At 52.6% G+C, this 23,219-nt stretch carries 28 protein-coding genes; 9 read left to right on the top strand and 19 right to left on the bottom strand.

What is annotated here, in order from left to right:
• Positions 1–56: 56 nt before the first annotated feature.
• The 7 genes from rpsG to fkpA all read right to left on the bottom strand — a co-directional run bounded on the left by rpsG (position 57) and on the right by fkpA (position 3,869).
• The gene (gene rpsG / locus AC07P6_RS02490; protein WP_004106370.1) at positions 57–527 is read right to left on the bottom strand and encodes a 30S ribosomal protein S7; all 471 of its coding nucleotides are present in this window, start codon (positions 525–527) and stop codon (positions 57–59) included.
• 95 nt (positions 528–622) lie between these two features.
• Positions 623–997 (bottom strand): 30S ribosomal protein S12, encoded by a 375-nt coding sequence (gene rpsL / locus AC07P6_RS02485; protein WP_110275007.1) that lies wholly within the window; start codon positions 995–997, stop codon positions 623–625.
• Positions 998–1,121: 124 nt separating this feature from the next.
• Positions 1,122–1,409 (bottom strand): sulfurtransferase complex subunit TusB, encoded by a 288-nt coding sequence (gene tusB / locus AC07P6_RS02480; protein ID WP_110275005.1) that lies wholly within the window; start codon positions 1,407–1,409, stop codon positions 1,122–1,124.
• 7 nt (positions 1,410–1,416) lie between these two features.
• Positions 1,417–1,776, bottom strand: a complete 360-nt coding sequence (gene tusC, locus AC07P6_RS02475; protein WP_112214738.1) for a sulfurtransferase complex subunit TusC — start codon at positions 1,774–1,776, stop codon at positions 1,417–1,419.
• Positions 1,776–2,162 (bottom strand): sulfurtransferase complex subunit TusD, encoded by a 387-nt coding sequence (gene tusD / locus AC07P6_RS02470; protein ID WP_181484674.1) that lies wholly within the window; start codon positions 2,160–2,162, stop codon positions 1,776–1,778. Before tusD ends, tusC begins: the two co-directional genes overlap by 1 nt.
• Positions 2,162–2,884, bottom strand: a complete 723-nt coding sequence (locus AC07P6_RS02465; protein ID WP_304253820.1) for a helix-turn-helix transcriptional regulator — start codon at positions 2,882–2,884, stop codon at positions 2,162–2,164. The genes tusD and AC07P6_RS02465 overlap by 1 nt, the downstream gene beginning before the upstream one ends.
• A gap of 166 nt (positions 2,885–3,050) precedes the next feature.
• The gene (fkpA, locus tag AC07P6_RS02460) at positions 3,051–3,869 is read right to left on the bottom strand and encodes an FKBP-type peptidyl-prolyl cis-trans isomerase (RefSeq protein ID WP_182235109.1); all 819 of its coding nucleotides are present in this window, start codon (positions 3,867–3,869) and stop codon (positions 3,051–3,053) included.
• A 222-nt stretch (positions 3,870–4,091) separates the two neighbouring features.
• Here fkpA and AC07P6_RS02455 point away from each other — a divergent pair, with 222 nt between their 5' ends.
• On the top strand, positions 4,092–4,310 hold the full coding sequence (locus tag AC07P6_RS02455; protein ID WP_110274997.1) for a protein SlyX: 219 nt from the start codon (positions 4,092–4,094) through the stop codon (positions 4,308–4,310).
• Positions 4,311–4,369: 59 nt separating this feature from the next.
• On the opposite strand, the gene slyD is transcribed toward AC07P6_RS02455, so the two are convergent.
• The 4 genes from slyD to kefG all read right to left on the bottom strand — a co-directional run bounded on the left by slyD (position 4,370) and on the right by kefG (position 7,617).
• Positions 4,370–4,957, bottom strand: a complete 588-nt coding sequence (gene slyD, locus AC07P6_RS02450) for a peptidylprolyl isomerase (protein WP_110274995.1) — start codon at positions 4,955–4,957, stop codon at positions 4,370–4,372.
• Between the two features lie 94 nt (positions 4,958–5,051).
• Complete coding sequence (locus tag AC07P6_RS02445) at positions 5,052–5,252, bottom strand: YheV family putative zinc ribbon protein (protein WP_110274993.1); 201 nt, start codon at positions 5,250–5,252, stop codon at positions 5,052–5,054.
• A gap of 12 nt (positions 5,253–5,264) precedes the next feature.
• Positions 5,265–7,070 (bottom strand): glutathione-regulated potassium-efflux system protein KefB, encoded by a 1,806-nt coding sequence (gene kefB / locus AC07P6_RS02440; protein ID WP_182235110.1) that lies wholly within the window; start codon positions 7,068–7,070, stop codon positions 5,265–5,267.
• Positions 7,057–7,617 carry a glutathione-regulated potassium-efflux system ancillary protein KefG gene (gene kefG / locus AC07P6_RS02435; RefSeq protein ID WP_478315595.1) on the bottom strand — a complete coding sequence of 187 codons (561 nt, stop codon included), beginning with the start codon at positions 7,615–7,617 and terminating at the stop codon, positions 7,057–7,059. The genes kefB and kefG overlap by 14 nt, the downstream gene beginning before the upstream one ends.
• 175 nt (positions 7,618–7,792) lie before the next feature.
• On the opposite strand from kefG, the gene AC07P6_RS02430 reads away from it, so the two are divergent.
• Positions 7,793–9,691: an ABC transporter ATP-binding protein gene (locus tag AC07P6_RS02430; RefSeq protein WP_304253825.1), complete on the top strand. Its 1,899-nt coding sequence runs from the start codon at positions 7,793–7,795 to the stop codon at positions 9,689–9,691.
• Between the two features lie 90 nt (positions 9,692–9,781).
• On the opposite strand, the gene AC07P6_RS02425 is transcribed toward AC07P6_RS02430, so the two are convergent.
• From AC07P6_RS02425 to prs, 4 genes are all read right to left on the bottom strand, one after another.
• Complete coding sequence (locus tag AC07P6_RS02425) at positions 9,782–9,901, bottom strand: Hok/Gef family protein (protein WP_228727518.1); 120 nt, start codon at positions 9,899–9,901, stop codon at positions 9,782–9,784.
• Entirely contained in the window at positions 9,846–10,019 is a 174-nt protein-coding gene (locus tag AC07P6_RS02420) for a DUF5431 family protein (protein ID WP_228727519.1), read from the bottom strand. Before AC07P6_RS02420 ends, AC07P6_RS02425 begins: the two co-directional genes overlap by 56 nt.
• A gap of 159 nt (positions 10,020–10,178) precedes the next feature.
• Complete coding sequence (locus tag AC07P6_RS02415) at positions 10,179–11,669, bottom strand: nicotinate phosphoribosyltransferase (RefSeq protein ID WP_478315594.1); 1,491 nt, start codon at positions 11,667–11,669, stop codon at positions 10,179–10,181.
• A gap of 13 nt (positions 11,670–11,682) precedes the next feature.
• On the bottom strand, positions 11,683–12,543 hold the full coding sequence (prs, locus tag AC07P6_RS02410; protein WP_478315593.1) for a ribose-phosphate diphosphokinase: 861 nt from the start codon (positions 12,541–12,543) through the stop codon (positions 11,683–11,685).
• A gap of 191 nt (positions 12,544–12,734) precedes the next feature.
• Between prs and AC07P6_RS02405 the strand changes: the two genes are divergently transcribed.
• The 4 genes from AC07P6_RS02405 (at position 12,735) to AC07P6_RS02390 (ending at position 15,678) form a co-directional block, all read left to right on the top strand.
• Positions 12,735–13,454 carry an NUDIX hydrolase gene (locus AC07P6_RS02405; protein WP_182235114.1) on the top strand — a complete coding sequence of 240 codons (720 nt, stop codon included), beginning with the start codon at positions 12,735–12,737 and terminating at the stop codon, positions 13,452–13,454.
• Between the two features lie 143 nt (positions 13,455–13,597).
• Entirely contained in the window at positions 13,598–14,557 is a 960-nt protein-coding gene (locus AC07P6_RS02400; protein WP_249421905.1) for a hydrolase, read from the top strand.
• Positions 14,554–14,772 carry a YheU family protein gene (locus tag AC07P6_RS02395; RefSeq protein ID WP_110274983.1) on the top strand — a complete coding sequence of 73 codons (219 nt, stop codon included), beginning with the start codon at positions 14,554–14,556 and terminating at the stop codon, positions 14,770–14,772. Before AC07P6_RS02400 ends, AC07P6_RS02395 begins: the two co-directional genes overlap by 4 nt.
• A gap of 36 nt (positions 14,773–14,808) precedes the next feature.
• Positions 14,809–15,678, top strand: a complete 870-nt coding sequence (locus AC07P6_RS02390; RefSeq protein WP_110274982.1) for a phosphoribulokinase — start codon at positions 14,809–14,811, stop codon at positions 15,676–15,678.
• Positions 15,679–15,733: 55 nt separating this feature from the next.
• Here the strand turns inward: AC07P6_RS02390 and AC07P6_RS02385 are convergent, their stop codons facing one another.
• The gene (locus tag AC07P6_RS02385; RefSeq protein WP_004106401.1) at positions 15,734–16,138 is read right to left on the bottom strand and encodes an OsmC family protein; all 405 of its coding nucleotides are present in this window, start codon (positions 16,136–16,138) and stop codon (positions 15,734–15,736) included.
• 304 nt (positions 16,139–16,442) lie between these two features.
• Here AC07P6_RS02385 and crp point away from each other — a divergent pair, with 304 nt between their 5' ends.
• Both crp and AC07P6_RS02375 read left to right on the top strand, forming a co-directional pair.
• Complete coding sequence (crp, locus tag AC07P6_RS02380) at positions 16,443–17,075, top strand: cAMP-activated global transcriptional regulator CRP (RefSeq protein ID WP_000242758.1); 633 nt, start codon at positions 16,443–16,445, stop codon at positions 17,073–17,075.
• 51 nt (positions 17,076–17,126) lie between these two features.
• Complete coding sequence (locus tag AC07P6_RS02375; RefSeq protein WP_182235115.1) at positions 17,127–19,205, top strand: YccS/YhfK family putative transporter; 2,079 nt, start codon at positions 17,127–17,129, stop codon at positions 19,203–19,205.
• On the opposite strand, the gene argD is transcribed toward AC07P6_RS02375, so the two are convergent.
• The 3 genes from argD to ppiA form a co-directional block, all read right to left on the bottom strand.
• On the bottom strand, positions 19,195–20,415 hold the full coding sequence (gene argD, locus AC07P6_RS02370) for a bifunctional acetylornithine/succinyldiaminopimelate transaminase (protein WP_182235116.1): 1,221 nt from the start codon (positions 20,413–20,415) through the stop codon (positions 19,195–19,197). The genes AC07P6_RS02375 and argD overlap by 11 nt on opposite strands.
• Positions 20,416–20,505: 90 nt before the next feature.
• Positions 20,506–21,069 carry an aminodeoxychorismate synthase component 2 gene (gene pabA / locus AC07P6_RS02365; RefSeq protein ID WP_478315592.1) on the bottom strand — a complete coding sequence of 188 codons (564 nt, stop codon included), beginning with the start codon at positions 21,067–21,069 and terminating at the stop codon, positions 20,506–20,508.
• A gap of 125 nt (positions 21,070–21,194) precedes the next feature.
• Entirely contained in the window at positions 21,195–21,764 is a 570-nt protein-coding gene (gene ppiA / locus AC07P6_RS02360) for a peptidylprolyl isomerase A (protein WP_478315591.1), read from the bottom strand.
• A 277-nt stretch (positions 21,765–22,041) separates the two neighbouring features.
• Here ppiA and tsgA point away from each other — a divergent pair, with 277 nt between their 5' ends.
• Positions 22,042–23,217 carry an MFS transporter TsgA gene (tsgA, locus tag AC07P6_RS02355; RefSeq protein WP_182235118.1) on the top strand — a complete coding sequence of 392 codons (1,176 nt, stop codon included), beginning with the start codon at positions 22,042–22,044 and terminating at the stop codon, positions 23,215–23,217.
• Positions 23,218–23,219 lie beyond the last annotated feature (2 nt).

Raw genomic sequence — 23,219 nt, 5'->3', positions numbered from 1 at the left:
TCCAAAACGGGCGGCTTACTTGAAGCGCCCGCCTGGTGACTATGACTCCGAAGGGATTACCAACGGTAGTGTGCGAACGCCTTGTTGGCTTCTGCCATGCGGTGAACGTCTTCACGTTTCTTAACTGCAGTACCTTTGTTGTCTGCAGCATCAGAGAGTTCGTTCGCCAGACGCAGAGCCATGGATTTATCACCACGTTTACGAGCAGCTTCAACGATCCAACGCATTGCCAGGGCATTACGACGAACCGGACGGACTTCAACTGGTACCTGATAAGTAGAACCACCAACGCGGCGAGACTTAACTTCTACAGTCGGGCGCACGTTGTCGAGAGCGACTTCGAAAGCTTCCAGTTCATTTTTACCAGAGCGCTGAGCCAGGGTCTCCAGCGCGCTGTATACGATTGCTTCTGCAGTAGATTTTTTACCATCTACCATCAGGATATTGACAAATTTAGCCAGCAGTTCTGATCCGAACTTAGGATCCGGCAGGATTTTACGCTGACCAATGACGCGACGACGTGGCATGGAAATACTCCGTTGTTAATTCAGGATTGTCCAAAACTCAAAGAGTTTAGTTTGACATTAATATAAAACGTTTGGCCTTACTTAACGGAGAACCATTAAGCCTTAGGACGTTTCACGCCATACTTGGAGCGTGCTTGCTTACGGTCTTTAACGCCGGAGCAGTCAAGCGCACCACGAACGGTATGGTAACGAACACCCGGAAGGTCTTTTACACGACCGCCACGGATCAGGATCACGGAGTGCTCCTGCAGGTTGTGGCCTTCACCACCGATATATGAAGAAACTTCAAAACCGTTAGTCAAACGAACACGACATACTTTACGCAGTGCGGAGTTCGGTTTTTTAGGAGTGGTAGTATATACACGAGTACATACGCCACGTTTCTGCGGGCAGGCTTCCAGCGCAGGCACGTTGCTCTTTGCAACTTTGCGTGCGCGTGGTTTGCGTACCAGCTGGTTAATTGTTGCCATTAAATAGCTCCTGGTTTTAGCTTTTGCTTCGTAAACATGTAATAAATCGCCTCATATAATATGAGGACGCAGAATTCTAGGGCGGTGCTGAAAAGGTGTCAAGAAATATACAACGATCCCGCCATTACCAGGCTAATTGCCCAGGGTGTTTGACTGTAAGTCTGACGAAATCAGTATAGCTAAGCCTGACGACACTGTCCGCAATTTGACCACCCAGCCCACGGGCTTCGATATCTTCTTGCAGAACATGAATGGTTATGGGGGCAGATTGCAGAATTTCAAGGAAACGACTCCCGGCAACTGCTGCGACGACGCCATCAGACATCAGCAGGAGGTCGTCTCCTTCTTTTATCAAACGAAGCATTGTCGCAGTATCAGCATGCCAGGGAGATGTGCTTAATGTGTGGAGCATGCGAACCTCAAAAACGCAGTATCACGTTAAAATCGTCAAGCTGGGTTCGTAAAGCCTCTGGCTCCAGCCACTCGGCATCTACGATCCATGGCGTCGAAGAATTCAGGCCGCGTTCACGTGCAGAAGCCGCACAGACCCAGCATTGCTCAATATCGTAGAGCGATAAAAGTTTGAAGGTAGAGATATAGTCGCGTGCCAGCACCGCTGCGGGCCGCTGCCCTGGAAGTAACTGGAACACGCCATCTCCGATGAAGAATACACCGATTTCCTCCGTCAGAGCGGATGTTGCAAGCAGTGCATCCAACCCTTCTCTGCCGGATGCTGAGCCGTGAGGAGTAGAGGAAAAAACAAAAGCTACGCGCTTCATCAGAACTGTACCATCCGGTCGCAGGTTAACGCGGCTTCCGCCAGCGCACCTAATCCGCTCAGCGTAAATCCAGGCTGTAAATTACAGGCTGGTAATCCCAGCTGTTGTGCTTCCTGTTGATCCACAACTCCTCGACGCAAAGCCGCGGCCACGCAGATATGCAAGGAAACAGCGTGATCGTCATGTAACGATTGCCATGCACGAACCAGATCAAACTCATCGCTAGCCGGTGCTGATAGCTGGTTTGCGTTATAAACACCTTCGCGATAGAAAAAGATGCTGACCAGTTCATGGCCTTCCTGCAAAACAGCATGGGCAAATTGCAATGCGCTGCTGGCCAACTGCGTACCGTAAGCAGGTCCCGTCACCGTAATCGCAAAGCGCATTACTTCTCCAGCCCCTGGAAATCTCCGCTTTTAAACTGACGAATGTAGAGATACACCGTGTGTTTAGAGATATTCAACCTATCGGCAACCTGGTTGATGGCATCTTTGATGTCAAAGATGCCTTTTTCATAAAGATTAAGGACTATCTGGCGGTTTTTGGCATTGTTAGAAACGTTACGATCGGCATTCACCTCTTCGATAGTGAACTCAAGCGTCTGCGCAACCAGATCGTCTACCGATGAGGCAAAGTTGACCTGCGAATTCACTTCCGTCGTTTCAGGCGGAATGAAGGTGCTCATTATTTGCGAGAACGGCACATCGAGGTTCATGTTGATGCACAGTAGGCCAATGACCCTATGTTCACGGTTGCGAATTGCAATCGTGACCGACTTCATCAGCACGCCGCTTTTGGCGCGAGTAAAATAGCATTTGGAAACGCTGCTATCGGCCCCGGTCATATCGTGCAGCATACGCAGCGCAAGGTCAGTGATTGGCGAGCCGATTTGACGGCCAGTATGTTCACCGTTGGCGATACGGATAGCGGAACATTTTAAGTCCTGCAACGAATGCAGTACGATTTCACAGTGGGAACCGATGAGCATCGCTAACCCGTCCACCACCGCTTCATAGGATTTGAGGATATCAAAGTCGGTCTGGTCAAAAGGACGTTGATCCAGCAAATCAAGCTCGCTGGTCTCGTTGGTTAAAAGCGACCTGGACATGAAAAAAAGCACTCCTTTTCAGGAGCCTGTCGTTATTGTCAGGGCAGGCTCATCATCATTATTAATCTATCTAAAGTAATACAGCGTCTGAGGTTCTTGCCAGTTTTAATTATATTTGCCCTCAATAAAAAAACCGCCGCCTGTAAAGGCGGCGGCTTAAACCAGATTACTTCTTGGCGTCAGCGGCCGGTGCTTCTGCGGCAGCTTCAGGCTTGGCATCAGCCTTTGGTGCCGGTTTGATATCCAGCAGCTCTACATCAAAGACCAGCGTGGAGTTCGCAGGAATTCCCGGAACGCCAGTTTTTCCGTAAGCCAGGTCCGGTGGGATAACCAGTTGAATTTTCCCGCCTTTCTTAATATTTTTCAGACCTTCTGTCCAGCCAGGGATAACGCCGTCCAGGCGGAAGGATAGCGGCTCGCCACGGGTGTAGGAGTTATCAAACTCTTTACCATCGATCAGCGTACCTTTGTAGTTTACGACGACAGTATCGCTATCTTTAGGCGCATCGCCAGTACCGGCTTTCTCAACTTTATACAGCAGGCCGGATTTAGAGGTTTTCACACCTTTCTCTTTAGCAAAGGTGTCGCGGTAAGCTTTACCTTTTGCATCGTTTTCAGATGCATCTTTTTCCATTTTCTGCTGAGCAGCAGTTTTTACACGAGTTTCAAATGTCTGCAGAGTCTGTTCGATCTCCTGATCGGACAGTTTGCTCTTATTGGCAAAAGCGTCCTGAACGCCGGCGATCAGCTGGTCTTTATCCAGCTTGATACCCAGTTTTTCTTGTTCTTTCAGGGAGTTTTCCATGTAACGTCCCAGTGATGCACCCAGCGCATAAGCAGATTTCTGATCGTCATTTTTGAATGCCGATTTGCTTTCCGTTGCAGGTGCTGCTTTCGCTGCGGTATCAGCAGCAAAGGTCAGCGGTGCATTCATGGCGACGGCCATTGTGGTCGCCAGCAGCGTTACTTTAAACAGTGATTTCATCCATTTCTCCAGGGCCGGGGCATCTCACCCCAGGGTTATCGTAAAAAGCAAAAAACGTACTATAGAACGTTGTAGAGCAAATCTACATACAGACGTTCCTGAATATCGCCTCATTTAGGACTATTTTTGTATGAATTAGTTTCCTGCCACACGCAACGATGCTGCGCGGATGCTGAAACTTCAGTAGAATCCGACCGCAGAATAGGACAGAAGAGGTTACTCATGCACGATAGCACTTTAGAGACTCGCCTTGCGGAACTGGAGAGCAGGTTAGCGTTCCAGGAAATCACTATTGAAGACCTCAACAAGACCGTCACCGCTCACGAGATCGAAATGGCCAGGATGCGTGAACATTTACGCTTAATGGTAGAAAAGCTAAAAGCAACTCAACCATCACATATCGCCTCACAGGCAGAAGAGACGCCTCCGCCCCATTACTAATGGCGTAAAAAAAGCGGGTTTCCCCGCTTTTTTTATTCCAGAACGCTAATGCGATGGAATTAGTGGCAACCGCAACCGCCATTACCGCCGCAACCACCTTTACCATGTTCGTGGTCATGGCCGTGACCGTGGCCACCGCAGCAACCGTCATGATCGTGGTCATGGTCATGATCGTGTCCATTCGCGCCGTGGACATGACCGTGCTCCAGCTCTTCAGCCGTTGCTTCGCGAATCGCGATAACTTCAACATTGAACTTCAGATTCTGGCCAGCCAACATGTGGTTACCGTCAACAACAACGTGCTCATCACCCACTTCAGTGATTTCAACCGGTACCGGGCCCTGGTCGGTTTCTGCCAGGAAGCGCATGCCTACCTGCAGTTCATCAACACCCATGAAAACGTCTTTAGGAACGCGCTGAACCAGGTTTTCATCGTACTGTCCGTATGCGTCGTTAGCGCCGACTTCTACATCAAACTTGTCGCCCACTACGTGACCATCCAGCGCATTTTCCAGGCCGGAAATCAGGGAGCCGTGACCATGCAGGTAGTCCAGCGGCGCGCTTGCCGGAGACTCATCAACCAACACACCGTCTTCTGTACGTACCTGATAGGCCAGGCTGACCACCAGGTCTTTTGCTACTTTCATGATATCTCCTGAGCAAGGGAAGAATAGTGGCGCAGATTGTAGCGGAATTCTGCAGCCGTGTACCCTCTAGCTTAAAAAAAGCCGATAGATAACGCTAGTCCGGATGAAAAATGCCTATCACTTGCTCCTCTTTGCGAACATGATCGCGAACTTCCTTATCAGCCTCACGCATCTGGTGGCCGCACTTAACGCATTCAACAATATCGACATTATTTTCACGCCACATTGCCAGCGAATCCAGAGCCTGGCACGCCGGACATTTCGCACCGGCAATAAAACGTTTACGCACCGCCATATTATTTACCTTTTATTCAAACTCATCCCAGCCGTCTAACTGCCTGCTCTCTTTTTGCATCTCTCGCTGAAAGATCTCTTCCAGCTCGCGCCTGGCTTCACGCACGCGGGATATCTGCAGGGTATCAGTATGCACCGGCATTAACTCACGCAGCATTCGCATATCGAGACGACGAAAGTGCAGTTGCGCACGCTGTGCCTGGTGTGGATGCATACCTATAGAGATAAGCGCTTTACGTCCCAACTCCAGCGCACTGGAGAACGTCTCGCGCGAAAATTGCGCCACTCCAGCCTGCAAAAGCTCATGCGCCTCAACGCGTCCCCGAGCTCGCGCCAGAATATTCAGATGCGGAAAATGCTGCTGGCACATCTCCACAAGCCTCATCGTATCCTCTGGCTCGTTACAGGTGATCACTATCGATTGTGCGTCCTCAGCCCCCGCGGCACGCAGCAGTTCGAGCTGCGTCGCGTCGCCAAAGTAGACTTTATAGCCGTATTTACGCATCAGGTTTACCGCACTGATATCGCGCTCCAGCACCGTAATGCGCATTTTATTCGCCATCAGCAGGCGGCCAATCACCTGCCCGAAACGCCCAAAGCCGACGATAATGACCTGTGGTTTATCATCCTCAACCCACGGAGCCTCATCCTCTTCTTCAGGCTGATTAAACCGCCGCGAAAGCACTTTATCGATTAGCGTCATAAGCAGCGGCGTGGTCATCATCGACAATGTCACCGTGACCAACAGCAGCGCCATCTGATCGTTTTGAAACAGACGAAGCGAAGCGGGCATCGAAAACAACACAAAGGCGAACTCTCCCCCTTGGCTTAGAACGCCTGCAAACTGCATGCGCTCCGAGCTACGTAAGCCGTAAACTCGCGCCAGCAGATACAGGACTCCTCCTTTCACCGCGACCAGTATTGCGACGCTGGCGATAACCCATAGCAGATGGGTGTACAGCACTCCGAGATTCAGCGCCATACCAACGGAAATAAAGAACAATCCGAGCAGCAGCCCTTTAAACGGCTCAATGGCGATTTCTAGTTCATGACGATACTCGCTCTCTGCCAGCAGTACGCCCGCTATAAACGTCCCCAGAGCCATCGATAAGCCGAGCGCATCCATAAATAGCGCCGATCCGAGTACCAACAGCAGGGTCGCAGCGGTAAAAACCTCTCGCACACCGGAACCAGCGATAAAACGGAAAACCGGTCGCAGTAGGTAGCGCCCACCGACCAGCATCCCACCGAAGGCCAGGACCTTTATCCCCACAGTAGCCCAATCAAAATGATCATCGCCCGAGCCAGCAAGTAGAGGAACCAGCGCAAGAGCAGGGATAACTGCCAGATCCTGGAACAGCAATACGGAGAAACCTAACTGTCCGGATTCGCTGCGGCTCATCCCTTTCTCACGCATGAGCTGTAGCGCCATGGCGGTTGAAGACATTGCCAACCCAATTCCGCCAACCACTGCAGCCTGCCATGAGAAGTCGCTAAGCATGAGCAAACCGCCAAGAATGAGCGCACTCAGGGCGACCTGCGCGGCACCTACGCCAAAAATTGAGCTTCTTAACCGCCAGAGCTTGGCCGGATTCAGCTCTAGCCCGATGATAAACATCAGGAAAACAACGCCTAACTCTGAGAAATGAAGAATTTCATCGACATCGCTAATGAAACCCAATCCCCACGGGCCAATGGCAATACCGGCCAACAGATACCCCAGCACGGCACCAATCCCCAGCCTCGCCGCCAAGGGTACCGCAACCACGGCGGCAAACAGAAACAACACCCCCGCCAACAGCAGATCAGCTCCCGCCATTTGAACCTCCTGCCGTTATAGGGTTAGCCAACCAGTCGCGATAGGCGCGCGCGTGGCTTTTCAAGTCGTTGGGGGATTGCCGCCGCGCCCAGTAGACGATAATGGGGCTCATCCAGTGCATTCTGCACATGCCAGCGGTCAGTTCAAAAGGACGCAGGATGTCGTTCATCGGATAGCGATGGGCATCCCGCCGATAGGCGCTCTCCAGCTCACCAGTGGTAATCACACTCCGCCAGTACTTTCCCGCCAGTTGGTTTCCCCCGGCTCCGCTGGCAAAGCCGCGGCTCAATACCCTGTCCAGCCACTCTTTCAGCAGTGCCGGGCAACTCCAGGTATATAGCGGATGCTGGAAAACGATCACCTCATACTGACGCAGTAACTCCTGCTCCCAGGCAATATCGATAAAAAAATCTGGATAGTGCGCGTAGAGATCGTGCACGGTGACATTCGACAACTGTAAGGCCGGTTCAAGCAAAACCCGGTTGGCCACGGAATCCTGAGATTCTGGGTGGGCATACAGCAGCAAAACCTTCGCTGTCTGAGACATCTTTCCCCTCCCGAGCGTCTTCTGGCGGCCTGTGCAGCGGCTGCGTCCCGACGCAACCAGAATGACTTTGTGTATCGTCTTCATTTTGGGCTACCATTGCGGCCCGGTTGAGCGATTCGCTCCACACTACATTATCATAATGACAAATTAACATAATCAGAACATACGGCGCCTTATGATTGTTTTCTCCTCGTTACAAATTCGTCGCGGCGTACGCGTCCTGCTGGATAACGCAACCGCCACCATCAACCCTGGGCAAAAAGTCGGTCTGGTGGGCAAAAACGGCTGCGGTAAATCCACCCTGCTTTCGCTTTTGAAAAACGAGATTAGCGCCGATGGTGGCACTATGACTTTTCCTGGCAACTGGCAGCTGGCGTGGGTTAACCAGGAAACCCCGGCGTTACCGCAACCAGCCATTGATTATGTCATTGATGGCGACCGCGAATTTCGCCAGCTTGAGGCCGATTTAAACCTGGCCAATGAACGTAATGACGGTCACGCCATCGCGACGGTGCACGGTAAACTCGACGCTGTCGACGCCTGGACCATACGTTCGCGCGCGGCCAGTCTGTTGCATGGTCTGGGTTTCAGTAATGAGCAGTTGGAGCAGCCGGTAAGTGACTTTTCCGGCGGCTGGCGTATGCGCCTTAATCTGGCACAGGCGCTAATTTGTCGCTCTGACCTGCTGCTACTTGATGAACCGACCAACCACCTTGACCTCGATGCGGTCATCTGGCTGGAAAAGTGGCTCAAAGGCTATGCCGGCACCCTGATTTTGATCTCTCACGATCGCGATTTCCTTGACCCCATCATCGACAAGATTATTCATATCGAGCAGCAGTCGATGTTCGAGTATACGGGCAACTACAGCTCATTTGAGATACAGCGCGCCACCCGCTTGGCACAGCAACAGGCAACATACGAAAGCCAGCAATTGCGCGTCGCTCACTTGCAAAGCTATATCGATCGCTTCCGTGCGCAGGCTACCAAAGCTAAGCAGGCGCAGAGCCGTATCAAGATGCTTGAGCGCATGGAGCTTATCGCACCGGCCCACGTCGATAATCCGTTCCATTTTAGCTTCCGCGCACCGGAAAGCCTGCCGAACCCGCTACTGAAGATGGAAAAGGTCAGCGCCGGTTATGGCGAGCGAGTGATTCTCGACTCGATCAAGCTGAACCTGGTTCCGGGTTCACGCATCGGTCTGCTGGGGCGCAACGGTGCCGGTAAATCGACGCTGATAAAACTGCTGGCCGGTGAGTTACAGCCGCTACGCGGTGAGATTGGCCTGGCGAAGGGAATCAAACTTGGCTACTTCGCTCAGCATCAGCTTGAGTTCCTGCGCGCTGACGAATCCCCGCTGCAGCATCTGGCCCGTCTGGCTCCGCAGGTGCTGGAACAGAAGCTGCGCGACTATCTCGGCGGCTTTGGTTTTCAAAGCGACAAGGTCAATGAAGAGACCCAGCGCTTCTCCGGCGGTGAAAAGGCGCGCCTGGTGCTGGCGTTAATCGTCTGGCAGCGGCCAAACCTGCTGCTGCTTGATGAACCGACTAACCACCTCGATCTCGATATGCGCCAGGCCTTAACCGAAGCGCTGATTGATTTTGAAGGCGCACTGGTGGTGGTCTCGCATGACCGCCATCTGATTCGCTCCACCACTGACGACCTCTATCTGGTGCACGACAGTAAAGTCGAGCCTTTTGACGGCGATCTGGAAGATTATCAGCAATGGCTAAGCGACTCGCAAAAGCAGGAAAGCCAGGCGTCAGAAGAATCAAAAGAGAGCGCCAACAGCGCTCAAGCGCGTAAAGATCAAAAACGCCGGGAAGCCGAGCTGCGCACGCAAACCCAACCGCTGCGTAAAGAGATTGCTCGCCTGGAAAAAGAGATGGAGAAACTGAACGCCAGTCTAACGCAGGCGGAAGAGAAGCTGGGCGATAGCGGCTTATACGACCAGAGCCGTAAAGCAGAGCTTACTGAGTGTTTACAGCAACAAGCCAATGCAAAGTCCGGGCTTGAAGAGTGTGAAATGGCCTGGCTGGACGCACAAGAACAACTGGAACAGATGCTGCAGTAGAGTAGAGGCTGCTCGCGATTTCAAGCAGCCTCTAAAGGCGCCGGAGTGATGTGAGACACCCAGTCAAGGCGGGTTTCCCCGCCTTGCCAGCTACTTACCAGATTCGTAAGCCAGAGTCGCAGCGAATTCCGTTTCCAGCGTGTGATATCGCAGTTCACACAAGGTTTGTCGAGTGAGCCAGGTAAACGCTAAAAGCGTTATACAAACGATTAATACACACCATATCAGCGAATTTCGCGGCATTTTCATGGCTTCCTTCTCCTTGCCTTTCGACAGGTAAGAGGCTAGTCTGATGTTGTCTGGCATCAGGATGGCCTCGTAGGTTAATTTAGAGTTAACTTGCGGGGCTTTCTTCTTTCTGCCAGATGCCATTTGTAGCAAGAGGCCGAAAGCCTCAAGCGCCGCAACAACTTTACCACTACCACCCCGACGATAGCCTACGCCATCTGAAAATCAGAATCAGGATTGCCGGAACAGGTATTAGCCCTTAACGCTGCGCTGCCAACCGGGCGCGTATCTGTTCAAGATGTTCGCGGCGGAACACTTTGCCATCGAGGAAGCGAGTTTTTAGCTCTCCCTGCAGCTCCTGCTCCAGAGTTTGTTCATCATACAGCTGCAGCTCTCCCAGAGCATCGCGCTCAACCCGTAAAAGACCGCGGGCCGAACGTTTCAGGCCATTATCCGTTTTTGGCTCTTTGAAAATCATTCGCCCTTCGCCACTGACTTCCCCCCAGGTTGCTTTCATCGCAAAACCAAAGGTATCGCGCGTATTGTACTGGTAGGTAAAGGAGCCCACGCCGAACACCACATTAGAACTGGCGAAACCCTTCGCTTCCAGACGACGCATGATCTCATCAGCTCTGGCGAGGGTAATGGAATCACCGTAAATCAGGCCCACATGGGGATCCAATACCTTGTAGCCTTTATCATTTATTGTGCCGCCAAAAATCTCCCACAGCACCTCGACAGAGCCTTTCTCTTCGACACTTCGTTCAGTACGTACATCATCGCTAGCAGCAGTACCGCACAGGATCTCAACCGGATCACCGCTATCCGGGCGGAATACAACCCGTCCCTGGCGCTGCATAATGATCCCCTTCAGTTCGCGGGTAAATTCACTCAGTACCTGCCAGTAGTCCCAGGTATCGGAGACGATAGAAACAAATCCCTGCGGATAAATATCGGCAATCAGACGACGGAAGGTTTCTATCTCATGCTCACGCTCCCCCATACACATCACACTATGCTCAGTCGCCGGGATGCTGGCGCCGATAAAATAGTCTTCACTTTCGGTATAGTAATCGCGAGCATAGAGCAGTGCCGGAATGCTATCGGTCCCCTTGAAGCTTAACAAATGCCCACACCCCGCCTGGGCGGCATCCTGCAATCCGGCCATACCGCGAAATGAAAAATCGTGACACTGAAAATCGAGATGGGTCAGATCGCTACAGGTCTTTTCCGCCCAGCGTTCGCAAATTTTGCGATAGTGATGGGCAATAGTGGCATTGGTGGATGCCTTCCAAAGCTCTGCCGAAAGCACCGTTTCCAGGTAATTCACCAGCCAGAAAAATTCTTCTTTCGTATTAATGATGGTCAATACCGGCACCTTCATCGGCACTTTTGTGCCTTCATCCAGCGATTTAATGTGCAGCGGCAGATAGCCCAGACGATGTAGGTCGCGAATATGATCCACCGGGACCGCATCGCGACCAAGATAACCATCCATGACCTGCTTATATTCGTTCACCACTTCATCTTCCGGACGAGCAAAAAATGCCTCGTTGAACTGATCGACAAGGAACCACTGCAAAAAGCCCTGCAGACCGAAAAACACTAGCTTGCCATCTGCCAACGGAGACTGGAAAAAACGATCGCTACGCGGAGTGAAGTTGGAATAGACCCGCGTCGTACCCTGGGGATATTGCGCACGGTGAGAAACTTTGTAGCCATCAATAGCCAGAATAGGGTTAATTTTCATGATGATTTCTCCCTTAAGCGCAGTAGATCGCGTCAATGTCGATAAGTTCAAGCTGCGGATGTGCCAGCGTCGGAGCAGCCAAAGAAGTGGTGGTATAGATGGCATCAACGCCGTTGTTCAGCAGATGTTCAACGCCTTTTGAAAAAATGCCGTGTGTCACATACAAGCTGACGCTGCGGGCACCAGCATCGCGCAACACCTGCGCCGAACCGATAAAGGTGCCGCCGGCGTCGCATAAATCGTCAACAATCAGCAGATCCCTGCCCCTGACATCACCCGCAACCAGCGCAAAGCCTGTCAGGTTGCCGCTTGCCACATCACGTTTTTTGCTCAGAATGGCGTACTCCGAGACGCCTGTTGCTCTGGCTACGGCATCAATTTTTTTCAGCGCCCCCGCATCTGGCGCCACCAGCATTAGCGCCTTTTGCTGAAACCGATGGCATAGAGTCGTACTCAGCAACAGGCACCTCTCCTGTGGAATCGCCACAAAGTTATCTATTGCCGCCGCCGCAGCGTCGCTGTGAGGATCAAGCACTTTCACCTTATCGAACTTCAGCGTGTTGAGTTGAGTAGCAAAGACTCTCAGCGCAAAACTGTCACCAGCAACCATATGTCGGTCCTGGCGCGCCCACGGTAGCCAGGGTAGTTCGAGGTGGCTGACCAGAACATCGGTCTGGTGACGGACCGCGTCCACCAGTTGCGCAAGCAACATAAAGTCGTTCATATCCCGCATCGCAGCAGCGCGAATGCACATCAGGCGGGCAGAGGATGGCAACGGATTAGTCACCTTCAGCCAGACAGCGCCATCAGGAAAAACACCGTTGGCGATAGTGTAAGTCTGGTTATCCAGGGTTAACGTCAATTTCATACTCATCACTCTCCCCTCACAATTATGTCCCTTCGACACAATTAATAATGTCCTTAAGACACATATTAAGCAAGCATAAAAATGTATTATTTCCCTGAAAAGGTAATCTACTGATAAATAATAATAAAAAACGCAGCCTTGCTGCTCAGTGTCGGGCTGGTACACTGATGGGCGTTCCAAATCATCGCGAGTAGCCTATGAACACCGAAGCCGACTATTTGAATCAATATGATGCCAGCCGCTTTCCCTCCCCTCTGGTGACGGTGGATAGCGTGTTATTCACGCTTCATCAACAAGCGCTGTGCGTCCTGCTGGTAGAGCGGGCAAACCACCCGCAGAAAGGGTATTGGGGATTGCCCGGCGGCTTTATTGATATGGCGCGCGATGACTCCACCCGCACCACCGCGATGCGTAAGCTCACTGAGAAAACCGGGGTTTCCCCTTCATGGTTGGAACAGCTGGACACTTTTTCCGGGCCCGATCGCGACCCGCGCGGCTGGAGCCTGACCGTCACCTGGTTTGCACTAATTGCCTGGGCAGACTGCGAACCGCATATCGCCAGCGTCAACGATGCCCGTTGGGTGCCAATTGCCAGGCTTGCCGACTATTCCCTGGCGTTTGATCACCAGAAAATCATCGCCGCCGCCCTGCATCGCTTAAGGCAAAAGACCATGTATTCTTTACTGCCCGTTTACTGCTTGCCGGAGACCTTCACCCATGGCCAGCTACAGGAAGCGACGGAGATAATCCTCGGTCAATCCATACAGCGTAAAAGCCTGATTCGCCGTTTTGAAGCGTCAGGGATGTTTGAAGAGACAGGTGAGAGCATGGCGACAGGCACAAGAAAGGCCCGCCTGTGGCGGCGTAAGCCTGGAGTGGATATTCATCTTTTCTCACGCAATCTGCTTACCGATTAGCCACAAGACCACATATTGGCTAACCTGCGCACTTCATGCGCGGTATAGTATGTATAAAGATTATTAATTGCTCTGGTGCTATGGTTGATATCACTCCCACAGAAATGACGCCCCCCGAAGACGACTCGCAGCAGTTTCACCCGATGCGCGGCGTTGGCAATCGTCATTTGCAAACCATGTTGCCGCGGCTAATCCGTCGCAAGCTACGTTTCACTCCACACTGGCAGCGTCTTGAATTACCGGATGGCGACTTTGTCGATCTGGCGTGGAGCGAAGAACCATCTCAGGCTCGTCATAAACCGCGATTGGTGGTGTTTCATGGTCTTGAGGGCAGCCTGCACAGCCCTTATGCTCACGGACTCGTCCACGCGGCCATGCAGCGCGGCTGGCTGGGCGTGGTGATGCATTTTCGCGGCTGTAGCGGCGAACCCAACCGAAATAACCGCATCTATCATTCTGGCGAAACGGAAGACGGCTCCTGGTTTTTACGTTGGCTTCAGCGCGAATACGGCGACGTGCCAACTGCAGCGGTGGGTTACTCGCTTGGGGGCAATATGCTGGGCTGCCTGTTGGCGAAAGAAGGTGACGATATTCCTGTCGATGCTGCCGTTATCGTCTCAGCGCCGTTTATGCTGGAAGCCTGTAGTTCTCATATGGATAAGGGGTTTTCCCGCGTTTATCAGCGTTATCTGCTCAATCTGCTGAAGGCGAATGCCGCGCGTAAGCTGAAAGCTTATCCGGGCTCTTTGCCGGTTGATTTACGCCAGCTAAAAGGTATGCGCCGCATCCGCGAATTTGACGATAGCATCACCGCCAGGATCCACGGTTTTGCCGATGCGCTAGACTACTATCGCCAGTGTAGTGCGATGCCGCGCTTAAGCGACATCACTAAACCAACGCTGATTATTCATGCGAAGGACGATCCTTTTATGGATCACCACTCCATCCCGCCGCAAGAACAGCTACCGGCAAATGTCGAGTATCAACTTACAGAGCATGGCGGCCATGTTGGTTTTGTCGGTGGTACGCTGCGCAAGCCGGAAATGTGGTTAGAACAGCGAATCCCGGATTGGCTAACTCGCTGGTTAGGAGGGCAAATATGATTATTCCCTGGCAGGATCTCGATCCCGAAACGCTGGATAACCTGATTGAAAGTTTTGTATTACGCGAAGGCACCGATTATGGTGAGCATGAACGTTCGCTGGCGGATAAAGTCGCCGATGTCAAACAACAGCTGAAAAGCGGAGAAGCCGCGCTGGTGTGGTCAGAGCTGCACGAGACGGTCAATATTATGCCCCGCAAGCAGTTTCACGGCTAAGGCGGCATCACACTATCGTTTACCCTGGGAGTTGTTATGTCTGCCAAACATCCGGTGATTGCCGTCACGGGCTCTAGCGGCGCGGGAACCACGACCACCAGCCTTGCCTTTCGCAAAATCTTCGCCCAGCTAAATCTCCACGCCGCCGAAGTGGAAGGCGATAGCTTTCACCGCTACACCCGCCCGGAAATGGACATGGCGATCCGCAAAGCGCGAGATCAGGGCAAACACATCAGCTACTTCGGTCCCGAGGCTAACGATTTCGGCCTGCTGGAGCAGACTTTCAGAGAATACGGGCTGAACGGTACAGGTCAGTCACGCAAGTATTTACACACCTATGATGAAGCCGTGCCGTGGAATCAGGTTCCTGGCACCTTCACTCCCTGGCAGTCGCTGCCTGAACCCACTGACGTGCTGTTTTATGAAGGCCTGCACGGCGGAGTTGTCACGCCCCAGCACAACGTCGCTGACCATGTTGATCTGTTGGTTGGGGTTGTGCCGATCGTTAACCTGGAGTGGATCCAGAAGCTTATCCGCGATACCAGCGAACGCGGCCACTCTCGTGAAGCGGTGATGGATTCCGTCGTTCGCTCGATGGAAGATTACATCAACTTCATCACCCCGCAGTTTTCACGCACTCACCTCAACTTCCAGCGCGTACCTACGGTGGATACGTCCAATCCATTTGCAGCCAAAGCAATCCCATCGCTTGATGAAAGCTTTGTCGTTATCCATTTCCGCAACTTACAGAATATCGATTTCCCCTGGCTACTGGCGATGCTTCAGGGCTCGTTTATCTCGCATATGAACACGCTAGTGGTGCCGGGAGGGAAAATGGGGCTGGCCATGGAGCTCATCATGGCGCCATTGGTCGAGCGGCTAATGGAAGGCAGGAAAATCAATTAACAAAAAACCCCGGTAGCGCAGCGCATGCCGGGGCGACGAGTTCGCGCCGTTCGGCTTATCCCTCGATCACTTCATAAGAGTGAGTTATGTTTACCGCTTTCTCCAGCATCAGCGCCACCGAGCAATATTTTTCCGCCGATAGGTCAACTGCGCGAGAAACGGCAGCATCTTTCAGCTCTTTACCGGTCACGATAAAATGCAGATTGATATGGGTAAACAGACGCGGTGCTTCCTCGCGACGCTCAGAAGTCAGCTTAACTTCGCAGTTAGTGACGTTATGGCGTCCCTTCTGCAGGATAGAAACCACGTCAATTGCGCTACATCCGCCCGCCGCCATCAACACCATTTCCATCGGGCTAGGCGCTTTATCCCCGGAATTACCGTCCATCAGAATCTGGTGACCAGAAGCCGACTCACCAATGAAGGTTAACCCTTCAACCCATTTCACTCGCGCTTGCATAAATTTAACTCCAGGGCTGTAATTTTCCTGACAGATTACGCGCACATAACAATTCTCGCAACGGAAGGCGACCTAGGTCATGCTGAAGCGAGACACCAGGAGACACGCGGCGAAAGCTATGCTAAAACAATCGGGATGCTACAGTAATACATTGATGCACTGCATGTATGCTGAGGAGTTCACATTACAGGCTGCAGGAAATTTTCAGCCAGATTCCCAGGTATAGGGATTTAATACGATTGCATGCCCGGATGCCGTGTAGTGTCGGCATCTGGAGATAGCTTATAACAGAGGATAACCGCGCATGGTGCTTGGCAAACCGCAAACAGACCCTACCCTTGAATGGTTCTTGTCTCATTGCCACATTCATAAGTACCCCTCAAAGAGCACGCTGATCCACCAGGGTGAGAAAGCAGAAACGTTGTACTACATCGTTAAAGGCTCCGTGGCTGTACTCATCAAGGATGAAGAAGGTAAAGAGATGATCCTCTCTTACCTCAACCAGGGCGATTTCATCGGTGAATTAGGCCTGTTTGAAGAAGGTCAGGAACGTAGTGCATGGGTACGTGCGAAAACCGCATGTGAAGTGGCCGAAATCTCCTACAAAAAATTCCGTCAGTTGATCCAGGTTAACCCGGACATCCTGATGCGTCTCTCTTCGCAAATGGCACGTCGCCTGCAGGTTACGTCAGAGAAAGTCGGTAACCTCGCCTTCCTCGACGTGACGGGTCGTATCGCCCAGACGTTGCTGAACCTGGCAAAACAGCCTGATGCGATGACCCACCCGGACGGTATGCAAATTAAAATTACCCGTCAGGAAATCGGTCAGATCGTTGGATGCTCCCGCGAAACCGTTGGCCGTATCCTGAAAATGCTGGAAGATCAAAACCTGATCTCCGCGCACGGTAAAACTATCGTCGTCTACGGTACCCGTTAAGTCGGCAAAACGGCGTATTGCTATGCAATACGCCGTTTTTGTTTCCCCCTCATGTGGCGCAGGCTGATTTACCACCCGGAAGTCAACTACGCACTGCGGCAAACGCTGGTGTTGTGTCTGCCGGTCGCAATCGGACTTCTTCTCGGACATTTACAGCAGGGCTTACTGTTTTCCCTGGTACCAGCCTGTTGCAACATTGCCGGTCTGGACACACCACATAAGCGCTTCTTTAAACGCCTGATTATTGGCGGCTGCCTGTTTGCTGGCTGTAGCCTGATTGTCCAGCTCCTGCTGCAACGCGAGATCCCTCTACCACTGATTCTCACTGGTCTGGCGCTAATCCTTGGGGTGACTGCCGAAATCAGTTCACTGCACGCGCGACTACTGCCTGCTTCACTTATTGCCGCCATTTTTACCCTCAGCCTTGCGGGTAACATGCCGGTGTGGGAGCCACTGCTAATCTACGCGCTCGGCACCTTATGGTATGGCGTCTTTAACTGGTTCTGGTTTTGGCTATGGCGCGAACAACCGCTGCGCGAGTCACTGAGCCTGCTCTACCGCGAACTGGCTAACTATTGCGAGGCCAAATACAGCCTGCTGACCCAGCATACGGACCCGGCCACCTCGCTGCCGCCGCTACTTAACCGCCAGCAGAAAGTGGTTGATCTGATTACCCAGTGTTACCAGCAGATGCATATGCTGGCGGCCAATCAACGCAACGACCACAAACGTCTGTTGCGCGCTTTTCAGGTGGGGTTGGATTTACAGGAACATATCTCCGTTAGCCTGCATCAGCCGGAAGAAGTGCAGAAACTGGTGGAACGCAGTCACGCAGAAGCAGTGATTCGCTGGAATGCGCAAACCGTTGCCGCCCGCCTGCGTGAGTTGGCGGACGATCTTCTCTACCATCGTTACCCACAGCGCTTTCAGATGGATAAACAGATCGGCGCGCTGGAAAAAATTGCCTGGCAACATCCGGATAACCCGGTCGGCCAGTTCTGCGCCTGGCACTTCAGCCGTATCGCCCGGGTTTTGCGTACCCAGCGTCCTCTGTACACGCGCAACTTGATGGCGGATAAAACTCGACGTTTACCCCTGCTGCCAGCGCTAAAAAGCTACCTGTCGTTTAAATCTCCGGCGTTACGCAACGCCGCGCGCATCAGCGTAATGCTGAGCGCCGCCAGCCTGATGGGCAGCGCACTGCATCTGCCGAAACCCTACTGGATCCTGATGACTGTGCTGTTCGTGACGCAAAACGGCTACGGCGCGACGCGGGTGCGCATTGTTCACCGGGCGGCTGGAACGATTGCCGGACTGGTGATCGCCGGACTGACGCTACACTTCCACGTGCCTGAAGGCTATACGCTGACCGCCATGCTCTTCATCACGCTGCTAAGCTACCTGATTATTCGTAAGAACTACGGCTGGGCAATGGTTGGTTTTACCGTCACGGCGGTTTATACCCTGCAATTACTCACGCTAAACGGTGAGCAGTTTATCATCGCCAGATTAATCGACACGCTTATTGGCTGTCTGATCGCTTTTGGTGGGATGGTTTGGCTATGGCCGCAGTGGCAAAGCGGTCTGCTACGCAAAAATGCCCACGACGCGCTGGAAGCCGATCAGGAAGCGATCCGGCTCATTCTTAGCGACGATCATCAGGCTCCGGCGCTGGCCTATCAGCGAATGCGCGTTAATCAGGCGCACAATGCGCTGTTTAACTCACTCAATCAGGCGATGCAGGAACCGGGCTTTAATTCGCACTATCTGGAAGATATGAAGCTGTGGGTAACCCATAGCCAGTTCATTGTTGAGCACATCAATGCGATGACCACCCTGGCGCGCGAGCACAATATGCTGACGCCGGATCTAGCTCAGCGTTATCTGGAGTCCTGTGAGATTGCGCTACAGCGCTGTCAGCAACGGCTGGATTCAGATGGACCGGGGAGCGCTGGAGATGTGAATATTATGGAGGCCCAGGATGCGGAAGTCCCTCGCGGCCCGCTCAGTACCATGGAACAGCATCTGCAGCGCATTCTGGGTCACCTGAACACCATGCACACCATTTCGTCGGTAGCATGGCGTCAGCGTCCGCATCATGGCATCTGGCTACGCACCACTAAGCGCTAAGCACACGCTCAACTGCCTGGGCAAAGCGCGCCATTCCTTCGGCAATATCGCTATCGTCAATCACCAGCGACGGCACAAAGCGCATGACGTCAGGCCCGGCGTTAAGCACCATCACGCCAGCGTCTGCGGCAGCATAAAGGAAGTCGCGCGCCCGGCCCTGATGCTGCGGCTTAAGCTCAGCACCGATTAGCAACCCCATTCCGCGGATATCGCTAAACAAATCGAACTGCGCGTCAATCTGCTGGAGATGTTTAACAAACAGCTCACGCTTCGCACTCACACCATCCAATACTTCTGGCGTGTTAATCAGATCGAACGCCGCCCCGCCCACTGCGCAGGCCAGCGGATTCCCGCCGTAGGTTGAACCATGAGATCCGGCATGGAAAGCACTGGCGATTTCATGAGTGGTTAGCATCGCGCTAATCGGGAAGCCACCGCCAAGCGCCTTAGCGCTGGTCAGAATATCCGGCGTCACGCCGTAGTGCATATAAGCGAACAGCGAGCCCGTACGCCCCATACCGCACTGCACTTCATCAAACACTAACAGTGCCTGGTGCTGATCGCACAGTTCACGCAACCCTTGCAGGAATTCAGGCGTCGCCGCAGTCACGCCCCCCTCGCCCTGAATCGGTTCTACCACTACCGCGCAGGTATGATCGTCCATGACGGCTTTTACCGCGTGTAAATCGTTAAACGGCACGTGAACGATATCAGCCGGTTTCGGGCCAAAGCCATCGGAGTATTTCGGCTGACCGCCTACGGAGACGGTGAACAGCGAACGACCATGGAACGCATTGTGGAAGGCGATGATTTTGGTTTTATACGGGCTATGGCGAGTCACGGTGTAATGACGCGCCAGCTTGAACGCGGTTTCGTTAGCTTCCGTCCCGGAATTCATAAACACCACGCGATCGGCAAAAGTCGCATCGACCAGCTTACGTCCCAGGCGCAGGGCCGGTTCGTTGGTAAACACGTTACTGGTATGCCACAGAGTTTCGCCCTGCTCATGCAGTGCCGCCACCAGCGCCGGATGGCAATGACCGAGCGCGGTCACGGCAATACCGCCTGCGAAATCAACGTACTCTTTGCCCTGCTGATCCCATACGCGGCTGCCCTTGCCCTTCACCGGAATAAATTCTGCCGGTGCATAAATCGGCAAAATGACCTCATCGAATGTGGCGCGGGTGATTGCCGGTTGTTCAGTTGCCATGTCATGCCCATCCTTCTTCGTTATGCAGCAATGATTATGATAATCTAATCACAAAATATGCATAAAAAATCAATCAATGGCAACTACAAATCAACGATTGAGGAAGTTTGCCAGCAGTTGATGCCCCTGCTCGCTAAGAATACTCTCCGGGTGAAACTGCACGCCTTCGAGATCAAACTCGCGATGGCGAATCCCCATGATTTCGCCCTCTTCGCTGCGGGCGGTGATCTCAAAGCATTCTCCTAGCGTTAGGGGATCGATCAATAAGGAGTGATAGCGAGTAACAATGAGTGGATTATTCAACCCGGCAAATACCCCTTGCCCATTGTGAATGACAGGAGACGTTTTACCATGCATCACTTTGGCAGCCCGCACGATGGTCGCGCCGAAAACCTGCGCGATAGCCTGATGACCAAGGCAGACGCCCAGGAGCGGAGTCTTGCCGGAAAAGTGGCGAATCACCGCCAGCGAAATCCCTGATTCATCAGGGGTACAGGGGCCCGGCGAAATAACGATTTTCTCCGGCGCCAGCGTGATAATCTCCTCCAGCGTCAACTCATCATTACGCCTGACAAGGACTTCGGCTCCCAGCTCGCAGAAGTACTGATACAAATTCCAGGTGAAAGAATCGTAGTTGTCGATAAGCAGGATCATGGCGGCTCCGGAAGTTACAAACCGGGGTATTCTACGCAGATTCTCGGGTTTCGCTTATCACTTTATCTGGCGTTATCTGGCGGGAGAAAGCAGCGCGGGCTTGGTGCCCGCGCGGGAGACATATTTTACGGCAGCACTTTCGCCGACAGAATAACAATCGGTTTAGACGGAACATTTTGATAAGGCCCAACGTTATGGGTCTGTACCTGAGAAATCTTATCCGCGATGTCCATTCCTTTCACGACCTTGCCGAAGACCGCATAGCCAAAATCACGCTGGCCGTGGTCGAGGAAAGCGTTATCTGCAATGTTGATAAAGAACTGGCTGGTCGCGCTGTCCTGATCGGCAGTACGCGCCATGGAGATGGTTCCACGGGTATTACGCAGGCCGTTGTCCGCTTCGTTTTTAATCGGCGGGTTAGGTTGCTTTTGCTGCATCTGCTCGTTAAAGCCGCCGCCCTGCACCATAAAGCCCGGGATCACACGGTGAAAGGTGGTGTTGTTATAGAAACCACTGTTGACGTACTTTAGGAAGTTATCTACCGAAATGGGTGCCTTCTGGCTATTCAGCTCAAGCTCAATATTGCCCGCAGAGGTGGTCAACAACACATGAGGGTCGCCCTTCGCCGCCATGGCCGGGGAAAATGCTGAAAAGGCGAAAACGGCAGCCACCGCCACGAGAGTTGATTTGAGCATGGAAATTCCTTAACGGAGCAGAATAAAAAGCGAGTGCCTTGATTCTAAAGAGCCTTTGCATCCTGGGCCAGCCTTTTACCTAATTTTACTTAGCTGAAACACTTGTTACGACGCAATCATTAATCCATCAAATAATTAAATGTGATTCCAGTCACATTTATTCGTGCAAAAAGATCTACATTTCAGAATAAACATTTAATTACATCACGCAAACGAATAAAATCTGTCCGCCCGGCGCAGAGTCAACGCGCTATACATTTCTATTCACAGGCCAGTCATGACTAACAGCAACCGTATCAAGCTCACATGGATCAGCTTCTTCTCCTACGCCCTGACCGGCGCGTTGGTGATCGTCACCGGGATGGTGATGGGAAACATCGCAGATTATTTCCATCTGCCCGTTTCCAGTATGAGCAACACCTTTACCTTCCTCAACGCCGGTATCCTGATTTCTATCTTCCTGAATGCCTGGCTGATGGAAATCGTTCCGCTGAAAACCCAACTGCGCTTTGGCTTTATCTTGATGGTACTCGCCGTCGCAGGTTTGATGTTTAGCCATAGCCTGGCGCTGTTCTCTGCCTCAATGTTCGTACTTGGGCTGGTCAGCGGGATCACCATGTCGATTGGTACCTTCCTGATCACCCATATGTATGAAGGTCGTCAGCGCGGCGCGCGCCTGCTGTTCACCGACTCCTTCTTCAGCATGGCGGGAATGATTTTCCCGATGCTTGCCGCATACCTGCTGGCACGAAGCATCGAGTGGTACTGGGTCTATGCCTGCATCGGTCTGGTTTATGTGGCTATTTTCGTACTGACTTTCGGCTGTGAATTCCCGGTACTAGGTAAAAAAGCGCCGCTGGACAGCCAGCCGGTAGCAAAAGAGAAATGGGGTATCGGCGTGCTGTTTCTCTCCATTGCCGCACTCTGTTACATCCTCGGCCAGTTGGGCTTTATCTCCTGGGTGCCGGAATACGCCAAAAGTCTGGGCATGAGCCTGGGTGATGGGGGTAAGCTGGTGAGTGATTTCTGGATGTCGTACATGATTGGCATGTGGTCATTCAGCTTTATCCTGCGCTTCTTTGACCTGCAACGTATTCTGACCGTGCTGGCAGGCGCGGCGACGGTCCTGATGTATCTGTTTATTAACGGTTCACCGGAGCATATGCCGTGGTTTATCCTGACCCTCGGCTTCTTCTCAAGCGCAATCTACACCTCTATTATTACGCTGGGCTCGCAGCAGACCAGAGTATCATCGCCAAAGCTGGTGAACTTCATTCTCACCTGCGGTACCGTCGGCACCATGTTGACCTTTGTGGTTACCGGCCCAATCGTCGCCGCCAGCGGTCCGCTGGCAGCGCTGCATACCGCTAACGGCCTCTATGCCGTGGTATTTGTGATGTGCGTGATCCTCGGCTTTGTTTCCCGCCACCGCCAGAACAACGCAGCAGCGTAATC

It is taken from the genome of Klebsiella sp. GFKo11 (genome assembly GCF_056490265.1).
Note: the sequence above shows the minus strand (reverse complement) of the source record. Positions and strands in the feature narration are given on the sequence as shown.

Excerpts from the sequence above, each read along its gene's own strand:
- rpsG (WP_004106370.1), bottom strand. The coding sequence starts at position 527 with ATGCCACGTCGTCGCGTCATTGGTCAGCGTAAAATCCTGCCGGATCCT.
- rpsL (WP_110275007.1), bottom strand. The coding sequence starts at position 997 with ATGGCAACAATTAACCAGCTGGTACGCAAACCACGCGCACGCAAAGTT.
- tusB (WP_110275005.1), bottom strand. The coding sequence starts at position 1,409 with ATGCTCCACACATTAAGCACATCTCCCTGGCATGCTGATACTGCGACA.
- tusC (WP_112214738.1), bottom strand. The coding sequence starts at position 1,776 with ATGAAGCGCGTAGCTTTTGTTTTTTCCTCTACTCCTCACGGCTCAGCA.
- tusD (WP_181484674.1), bottom strand. The coding sequence starts at position 2,162 with ATGCGCTTTGCGATTACGGTGACGGGACCTGCTTACGGTACGCAGTTG.
- AC07P6_RS02465 (WP_304253820.1), bottom strand. The coding sequence starts at position 2,884 with ATGTCCAGGTCGCTTTTAACCAACGAGACCAGCGAGCTTGATTTGCTG.
- fkpA (WP_182235109.1), bottom strand. The coding sequence starts at position 3,869 with ATGAAATCACTGTTTAAAGTAACGCTGCTGGCGACCACAATGGCCGTC.
- AC07P6_RS02455 (WP_110274997.1), top strand. The coding sequence starts at position 4,092 with ATGCACGATAGCACTTTAGAGACTCGCCTTGCGGAACTGGAGAGCAGG.
- slyD (WP_110274995.1), bottom strand. The coding sequence starts at position 4,957 with ATGAAAGTAGCAAAAGACCTGGTGGTCAGCCTGGCCTATCAGGTACGT.
- AC07P6_RS02445 (WP_110274993.1), bottom strand. The coding sequence starts at position 5,252 with ATGGCGGTGCGTAAACGTTTTATTGCCGGTGCGAAATGTCCGGCGTGC.
- kefB (WP_182235110.1), bottom strand. The coding sequence starts at position 7,070 with ATGGCGGGAGCTGATCTGCTGTTGGCGGGGGTGTTGTTTCTGTTTGCC.
- kefG (WP_478315595.1), bottom strand. The coding sequence starts at position 7,617 with ATGTCTCAGACAGCGAAGGTTTTGCTGCTGTATGCCCACCCAGAATCT.
- AC07P6_RS02430 (WP_304253825.1), top strand. The coding sequence starts at position 7,793 with ATGATTGTTTTCTCCTCGTTACAAATTCGTCGCGGCGTACGCGTCCTG.
- AC07P6_RS02415 (WP_478315594.1), bottom strand. The coding sequence starts at position 11,669 with ATGAAAATTAACCCTATTCTGGCTATTGATGGCTACAAAGTTTCTCAC.
- prs (WP_478315593.1), bottom strand. The coding sequence starts at position 12,543 with ATGAGTATGAAATTGACGTTAACCCTGGATAACCAGACTTACACTATC.
- AC07P6_RS02405 (WP_182235114.1), top strand. The coding sequence starts at position 12,735 with ATGAACACCGAAGCCGACTATTTGAATCAATATGATGCCAGCCGCTTT.
- AC07P6_RS02400 (WP_249421905.1), top strand. The coding sequence starts at position 13,598 with ATGCGCGGCGTTGGCAATCGTCATTTGCAAACCATGTTGCCGCGGCTA.
- AC07P6_RS02395 (WP_110274983.1), top strand. The coding sequence starts at position 14,554 with ATGATTATTCCCTGGCAGGATCTCGATCCCGAAACGCTGGATAACCTG.
- AC07P6_RS02390 (WP_110274982.1), top strand. The coding sequence starts at position 14,809 with ATGTCTGCCAAACATCCGGTGATTGCCGTCACGGGCTCTAGCGGCGCG.
- AC07P6_RS02385 (WP_004106401.1), bottom strand. The coding sequence starts at position 16,138 with ATGCAAGCGCGAGTGAAATGGGTTGAAGGGTTAACCTTCATTGGTGAG.
- crp (WP_000242758.1), top strand. The coding sequence starts at position 16,443 with ATGGTGCTTGGCAAACCGCAAACAGACCCTACCCTTGAATGGTTCTTG.
- AC07P6_RS02375 (WP_182235115.1), top strand. The coding sequence starts at position 17,127 with ATGTGGCGCAGGCTGATTTACCACCCGGAAGTCAACTACGCACTGCGG.
- argD (WP_182235116.1), bottom strand. The coding sequence starts at position 20,415 with ATGGCAACTGAACAACCGGCAATCACCCGCGCCACATTCGATGAGGTC.
- pabA (WP_478315592.1), bottom strand. The coding sequence starts at position 21,069 with ATGATCCTGCTTATCGACAACTACGATTCTTTCACCTGGAATTTGTAT.
- ppiA (WP_478315591.1), bottom strand. The coding sequence starts at position 21,764 with ATGCTCAAATCAACTCTCGTGGCGGTGGCTGCCGTTTTCGCCTTTTCA.
- tsgA (WP_182235118.1), top strand. The coding sequence starts at position 22,042 with ATGACTAACAGCAACCGTATCAAGCTCACATGGATCAGCTTCTTCTCC.